The following is a 2,771-nucleotide window of genomic DNA, read 5'->3' as shown; positions in this document are numbered from 1 at the left end:
CCGCGCGACCCTGCTGTCCAAGGGTGGCAGCGTGGATGCGATGCAGCTGTTCCGCGATTTTGCCGGCCACGAGCCGCAGATCGAACCGCTCCTGGAAAAGCGTGGCCTGACCGGCACCGGCAACTGATCGCCAGTGGGGTAGTGTGAAATGAGAACCGCCCGGGAAACCGGGCGGTTTTTTGTTGGGTCATCCACGCAGGGCGTGAATCTACCGCAGGGTTGCGTGATCCCAGTAGATCCACGCCATGCGTGGATGCTCTTCCAGATCACCGCGGCGCTACGTATCCCCCGGGCACGCCCTCCGGCGACAGCACCAGCTGCCACAGCTGCGCATGCCGGCAGCGGAAGCTGGCCATCGATCCGGCCAGGTAGAAACGCCACATGCTACGGAAATGCTCGTCGTAACGTTGATCCAGCCGTGGCCATGCTGCTTCCACGTTGCGCCGCCACGCCTGCAGGGTCAGGTCGTAGTCGGTGCCGAAGTTATGCCAGTCCTCCAGCACGAAGCAGCCCTCGAACGCCTTGGTGACCTGCACTGCCGACGGCAGCATCGAGTTGGGGAAGATGTAGCGGGCGATCCACGGATCGGTGCGGTGGCGCGAAATGTTGCTGCCAATGGTATGCAACAGCAGCAGTCCCCGCGGCGAAAGGCAGCGCCGGGCCACGTCGAAAAAGCGGCGGTAGTTCTTGTCGCCCACGTGTTCGAACATGCCGATCGAGAAGATCGCATCGAAAGGTTCGTCAAGTTCGCGATAGTCCTGCAGCCGGATCTCGATCGGCAGGCCAGCGCACAGCTCGCGGGCGAAGTCGGCCTGCTCCTGCGAGATGGTGATGCCCACGCCACTGACACCGTATCGCTCGGCGGCGAACTTCAGCGCCTCACCCCAACCGCAGCCGATGTCCAGCACGCGTTGCCCGGGACGCAGCCCGAGCTTGCGGCACACCAGATCCAGCTTGGCTTCCTGCGCGCCATCCAGATCGTCGGCATGGCGCCAGTAACCACAGCTGTAGACCAGGCGCTGGCCGAGCATCGCCTGGTACAGGTCATTGCCAAGGTCATAGTGGCGGCGCCCCACTTCGTAGCTGCCCGCCCCGGCCTGCAGGTTGAACAGGCGCGCCTTCAGGGCGTCGGCCACCTCGCGCCATCCGTGCACCCGTTCGTCCAGGTGCGCCTGCATCAGGTGGAACAGGAATTCATCGAGGACGTTGGCATCCCACCAGCCGTCCATGTAGCTCTCGCCCAGGCCGAGTGAGCCGTGCGCGATGACCCGCGCGAAGAAGCGCGGGTCATGCACCTGGATATCCTGCGGGCGGGTTCCATCGATCTGGACCCCGGCCTCGTGGAGCAGGCCGGTGACCCGCTCCTGCAACCCTGTATCCACGTCACCTCCTCGTCTACGGTTACCCGCGTGCGAACAGCTCCACGTAGTCCTTGGCCACGTGTGGCAACAACACCGAAGCCGGCACATCGGCGGTCTGGGTGCCGTCCGAGTATGGAYCCACCTGGTAGGGCGGGAACACGAAGCGCAGCGCGGTGATCTGTCCCTTGTCGTCGGTCAGCGGCTGGAACTGGCTGAAGTTATCGGCCTGCGGACCGGTGCCGTCGGCGATCATCCGCGAGGCATTGCGCAGCGATTCCTGCAGCTGCGACGGGTCCATGTCCTCGCCGCTGAGGCGGGTGGCCACACGCTCACGCAGCTGGTCGGCGACGAAATCGCTGATCGCTTTCCAGCCCTTGGCATCGGCCACCAGCTTGTYGGCGCTCAGCATCTGCTGCTGCGCCGGCAGCCACACGAAACGAGCAACCAGCGGTTCGCCATGGGCGCCGCCGGTGTAGCGGCTGCCGTCGGCACTGACCACCACCAGCTGCGGCGTCTCCAGCAGCTTCTCGAAGCTCAGCGACAGCTCATAGGGCATGGTCGGCTTGTCGTTGCCCAGCCCGTCCAGCGCCTGCTGCAGATCGCTGCGGGCGGAGGTGGCATAGGCCTGCAGCGCGCGTGCCAGGCCCGGATAACGATCGATGCCCGCCGGGTAGCTGATGCCGACCACCTCACGTTCGTTGTTCTCGATCACATCGCGCAGATCCAACGGCGCTTCCGCTGCGGGTGCCTCGGCGGTTCCGGTGGCTTCGGCCGCAGGTGCGGCATCGGTGGTCGGCGCCGCCTCGTTCTCACGCTGGCAACCGGCCAGCAACAGCACGCCCATAGCGCCGGCCAGCACGCTGGCGTGCAGTGGCCGGTTGTTTCCAATCTTCATCGGGATCCCCTGTTCATGTTCATGCATCATCGCCTGCCCTGGCTGAAGGGTGGCCCGCTGGATTCAGCCCACAAGCAGATCGTGGTACTCCTCGTGCCGCTGCAGGAAGGCCTCGGCATAGGCACATGCCGGCACCACCTTGTACTTCTGCTCACGGGCGAAACGCAGTGCGACCCGGGTCAGCTCACCGGCAATGCCACGTCCGGCGATCGGCTCGGGCACTTCGGTATGGGTGATGACCATCCGCCTGCGTTTGATCTGGTACTCCAACAGTGCCACCTGCCCGCGCACGCGGGCGGTGAAACGGTGGTTGACCTGATCGTGTTCGACCTCGTAAGCCAGACCGGGGGGCGTGACCGAAGCCATGGGACTGTCTCCTGCGGCGACTGCGTGGATGGTGCGCACGCGGGCGCCATGATCGCGTGAAGTCTGAACAGGGACAAGTCTGCGCCCGTTGCGTCACTTGTTGCCCTCAAGCTTCAGGCCAGCCGGCCGCTACCCCCTCTGCAGGGGTG

Annotated in this window: 3 protein-coding genes; all 3 read right to left on the bottom strand. The window is 65.1% G+C overall.

What is annotated here, in order from left to right:
- Positions 1-266: 266 nt before the first annotated feature.
- Genes cfa through AB4Y84_RS18540 form a run of 3 tightly spaced genes read right to left on the bottom strand, consistent with a single transcriptional unit; the run spans position 267 to position 2,622 of the window.
- Entirely contained in the window at positions 267-1,382 is a 1,116-nt protein-coding gene (gene cfa / locus AB4Y84_RS18550; RefSeq protein WP_442244303.1) for a cyclopropane fatty acyl phospholipid synthase, read from the bottom strand.
- A gap of 19 nt (positions 1,383-1,401) precedes the next feature.
- Positions 1,402-2,283, bottom strand: coding sequence for a hypothetical protein (locus tag AB4Y84_RS18545; RefSeq protein ID WP_442250625.1), 882 nt, complete (start codon positions 2,281-2,283; stop codon positions 1,402-1,404).
- A 36-nt stretch (positions 2,284-2,319) separates the two neighbouring features.
- Complete coding sequence (locus AB4Y84_RS18540) at positions 2,320-2,622, bottom strand: GNAT family N-acetyltransferase (RefSeq protein ID WP_025876743.1); 303 nt, start codon at positions 2,620-2,622, stop codon at positions 2,320-2,322.
- Positions 2,623-2,771: the final 149 nt, after the last annotated feature.

Source organism: Stenotrophomonas sp. 2YAF22 (assembly GCF_052114665.1).
Classification (GTDB): Bacteria; Pseudomonadota; Gammaproteobacteria; order Xanthomonadales; family Xanthomonadaceae; genus Stenotrophomonas; species Stenotrophomonas indicatrix.
The sequence above is the reverse complement of the archived record's forward strand: the minus strand, read 5'-3'. Positions and strand labels throughout refer to the sequence as shown.